This window comes from Salinicoccus sp. CNSTN-B1, from assembly GCF_054792835.1.
This window is the reverse complement of record NZ_JBTWMN010000005.1, coordinates 1-3,875: the sequence shown is the minus strand read 5'-3', so window position 1 is coordinate 3,875 and position 3,875 is coordinate 1. Positions and strand designations below refer to the sequence as shown.

The window sequence follows — 3,875 nt, the reverse complement described above, 5'->3', positions numbered from 1 at the left end:
TTTGAAGAAATAGGACATTTCACTGAAAATGGAGAATATATAATAACAGATTTAAAAAAATTAGAAGAAAGAGCTAATTCAGGAGATGAAACAGCTCAAAAATTACTAGATGAAACAACAAAATCAATTTCAACATTTTCAGCAGCAAGCTTTGCTGGTTGTATTTTAGCTGACACTTTCGGTGTCCAAATAGCTTTACTTAATGGAGACTTAGCAAACACACTTATTAGCTACATACAAAATCAATGGTGGGAAGCAACAGCTGAACTTATTATTGTAGATGTATTAGGAAAAACAATATCTAAAGCAAACGTAGTAGCAACCGGAGCACAATTAGCTTTATCTGCTTTTTCGTGCAGAGGAGAGTTCTAAAATTATTTATTTTAATCCCTTTTGATATAAACCAACAAGATAAAAAAGGTCCCTTTTTGTAGGGACCTTTTTTATCTAACACATTAATATTTATTTTAATGTCCATTTTCACATTATATTTTATTCCAATTTCCTTTTCGTTTGGAACCTTACATTCCATGCGTTGTTGAGTTGGTGTTTCGTTGGGAATCCTCCCAACAAACCCCTGCCCAACTCGCTGCTACAGGCAGCTAACACATTCCATTTTCCAAACAAAAAGTTTTCTCGGCATAAATGTCCTCTACCGCTCTAAATCATTACTCCTGGACTTCTTACGGTCTTGCTCATGCACTGAACCCTGTATTTCCTTCATAAACCGGCTCAGAGGCTCTGTACGCTCTTTCTGAGCCAAAACAGTAGCGAATTTGTTATATCCCTCTTCAAAGCCTTTATATTGTCTCCTAAGCGCTTTATAAACCCCCGTTGTATTTTGCATCATCTTCTTGCTGAACACATTCAACTCTTTATTTTTCTTTTTTAATTTCTCGTTTTCTTCTTCAGATCATATACTCTCGTTTCATGCTTGAATGATTCATTCATCCACTCTTGCGCTCTCTTATTTTGAGCGTCCCTTTCTTTTTTCAAATTTTCATTTTCCTTGTATATGTCTTGATTCGTCAGCGTTTCATAATCGTTCAAAATTCGAGTCGCAGAAAGTAGACGGTCTTGTATTCTTGAATAATCCTCCGCACTAATAATCTTTCTCCCTGTTGCCTGCTCATCTACAACTTTTCCAAAAAAGCTTTTTTCAATGTGTTTTTCATCTTCAAAATTAAATCCTTCGCTCTTATTTAATCGCTTTACATCATTCGACAGCTGTTCTTTTAGATGCTTCAACTTTTCTTCAATCTGCTCATGTTCATCTTTGGCAAGTTCATATTCACTTTTATGATACAGCGTATCCGTCTTATATCGATCCATCTGCCGATGTTGTTTTTCCGTCAGCTCTTTTGATGTTCCCCGTTCCAATTCATAACCTTTAGCATTCACATATCCATTAAAACGGTCTTGAAGATTCATCATCGCTTTCTTGTTGCCCAGCTTCTCTTTCGCAGACAATCTTCCGTCTCCTGTCAAAGGCACAAAACCAAAATGCATGTGGGGCACTTTCTCATCCAAATGAACCGTCGCATATAGCATATTTTCTTTTCCATACTCATCTTCCAGAAATGCCAGACTCTCTTTAAAAAACTGCTCTGTTTCATCTTCATCCAGATTCTTAAAAAATTCTTCGTCACTGGTAATCAATCCATCGACGTGCCGAATTGCATCTGAACGAATTTTTCTACCACCTGTATAATTTGCATCAATCGTTGAATCAATTTTCTGTTTGAAATCTATATTACTGCCATTGATCAAATCATAATTTAAATGTGTATCATACGGATTAATATCCTTATTTCTATAATTTTTATTCTCTCTCTGACAATGTTTCTGAATCCCTCTGGTATTATTAAATCCCTTCACTTTCGCTACCCTTAAAATTGAGTAAGACATGGAGCACCTCCGATTTTGGTACTTTAAAATCACATAAAGTATAACACACTAGACTTATTATCATAAGTCATTAGTTCGTGTGGTCTTGCAGACAGCTAAAACCAGTTTTCGCTTATGCGAAAAAGGACTATCTTGTGATAGCCCTAAAGTTCAAATTCACTTGCTCAATCTAGATGTTCTAGAAATAGATTTTGCAAGTTTTCCAACGCGTCTTGATATTCTTCATCTACTTTTGCAGAATGTAATAATCGTTTAATTATAATCAATTCTTTTTCAGTTAATGTATGTTCAATTCCATTCTCAAAATAAATTGTATTATCATATTCCATTATTTTATCTCTCCTGTTTCAGGGTCAATCTTTTGTGAATATCTCGCTCTATATCCACATTGATAATTTCCTTCAAACCAAAGTCTAAAACCTCCAGGACTTGAAGTTACAACATCATATACATCACTCATATTTGTAATTCCATGTTCTGATCCATACTTTTGCAAATAACCCATTAAATCTATCACATTAACTAAATGCTTTTCTTGAACTATATTCAGTAATTTATTCTTTAATTCTCTCTTCTCGTTTTCATCTAAAAATACATATCTATCAATATCAAAATCATTTATGAACTTAATATCTTTTTTAGCATATTTATATTTATTTTTCTTGATAGCGTCTTTTGACTCATGCGTTAAATACAAGTAAACATGTTCCACGTTATCAACTATTTCTATATGCGATAATGATTTATCACCCAGTGTTCTCTTTATTTTTTTCCGAACACTTTCTGTAGTTACAGGATTTCTAGCTACATACAAAACATGATAATGTGCTTTTTTAAACTCTTGTCCCTCTACTTCGCTTTTATCTTTATCATGCAGAGGACTGACTGCCATAGCTAAACCTAAACTTGTTAATCTGTCTTCCCAATCTTCAGGAATGCTTTCAGGATAGATAATAAATGTAAAATACCTTGCTTTTGTCTGTGTCTTTTTCATGTTATAATTACCTCGCTTAGTAAATGTTTGTCGTCATTGCCGTGACGACTTTTTTTATGCCTTTTTTTCTTCATGGTACATCTGCAATGCTAGAGTTATAACTGCACTTTTTGAAAGCTCTAATTCCTTTGCTAATTCCTCTAATTTTTGAGCAGTATCATCTTTCAAAGTCACTTGATATCTTTTAGACAATTAGAGTACTCCTCTCTTAAATTTATATACACACAATAACACAAAATAACACTTTTTAATATCAAAAAACACAAAAAATATAAAACGGCGGTCAAAACGGCGGTCAAACGGCGGTCTAAAAAAAAACTCTAAACTCCTTGGTATAGTAAGACTTAACCCACTTTTTTTTGAAATTTGGCACTCGGCACTATATGGGGGGTCGTAGTAGCCCCCCTAGAAGTCGCCTAATAACCCCAAATAGACTTCTCACACTCAAACTTTAACTATCATTGTTTTCCATTAAATACTTATGTAGTATGAGTTCCGTTCGTTTTAATATATAACGAAAGGAGTATTAATTTAATGAATTTTAGTAATATCTTTTTCAGGTTCTTAGCAATTATAGTTGGTATAGCTATTTTCGGATTTTATATCTATGTCGTAAACAATTTTACAGCTGGAAATATACTTGAATTTCCATACTTAGTACTAACAATTTATTTTACTTTTTGCGTAATTTTATTCCCTTTTATAGCATTCAAAGAAAATAAAATGGCAGAAAAATTGAAATCAATTCCAAGTACTTTTATACAAATTGGAATGTTTATAATAGCTCCATACTTATTTATCAAACATTTTTTAAAGGAGTCTACAAATGAAAACTAAATTACTATTACCTTTAATAGCATTTCTATTAGTAAGTTCTATTTTGAGTCCCTTAACACAAGCATCTGAAACAAACACTGATTCGAATGTAGATCAAGAGACAAAAAATGCTTTAGCAAAAGAATTACAATTTTAT

The 3,875-nt window shown here is 33.0% G+C and carries 5 protein-coding genes; 1 reads left to right on the top strand and 4 read right to left on the bottom strand.

What is annotated here, in order from left to right; translation table 11 throughout:
• The coding region (locus ACYF68_RS13405) for a hypothetical protein (protein WP_461047684.1) at positions 1-372 on the top strand (372 nt) is incomplete at its 5' end.
• 516 nt (positions 373-888) lie between these two features.
• Here the strand turns inward: ACYF68_RS13405 and mobV are convergent.
• The 4 genes from mobV to ACYF68_RS13385 form a co-directional block, all read right to left on the bottom strand.
• Entirely contained in the window at positions 889-1,908 is a 1,020-nt protein-coding gene (mobV, locus tag ACYF68_RS13400; protein WP_461047682.1) for a MobV family relaxase, read from the bottom strand.
• A 164-nt stretch (positions 1,909-2,072) separates the two neighbouring features.
• Positions 2,073-2,237, bottom strand: a complete 165-nt coding sequence (locus ACYF68_RS13395; RefSeq protein WP_461047681.1) for a hypothetical protein — start codon at positions 2,235-2,237, stop codon at positions 2,073-2,075.
• The gene (locus ACYF68_RS13390; RefSeq protein ID WP_461047678.1) at positions 2,237-2,902 is read right to left on the bottom strand and encodes a Rep family protein; all 666 of its coding nucleotides are present in this window, start codon (positions 2,900-2,902) and stop codon (positions 2,237-2,239) included. The genes ACYF68_RS13395 and ACYF68_RS13390 overlap by 1 nt, the downstream gene beginning before the upstream one ends.
• 54 nt (positions 2,903-2,956) lie before the next feature.
• Positions 2,957-3,094 (bottom strand): ribbon-helix-helix protein, CopG family, encoded by a 138-nt coding sequence (locus ACYF68_RS13385; RefSeq protein ID WP_461047676.1) that lies wholly within the window; start codon positions 3,092-3,094, stop codon positions 2,957-2,959.
• Positions 3,095-3,875: the final 781 nt, after the last annotated feature.

Coding starts and splice junctions, on each gene's coding strand:
- mobV (WP_461047682.1), bottom strand. CDS start 1,908: ATGTCTTACTCAATTTTAAGGGTAGCGAAAGTGAAGGGATTTAATAAT.
- ACYF68_RS13395 (WP_461047681.1), bottom strand. CDS start 2,237: ATGGAATATGATAATACAATTTATTTTGAGAATGGAATTGAACATACA.
- ACYF68_RS13390 (WP_461047678.1), bottom strand. CDS start 2,902: ATGAAAAAGACACAGACAAAAGCAAGGTATTTTACATTTATTATCTAT.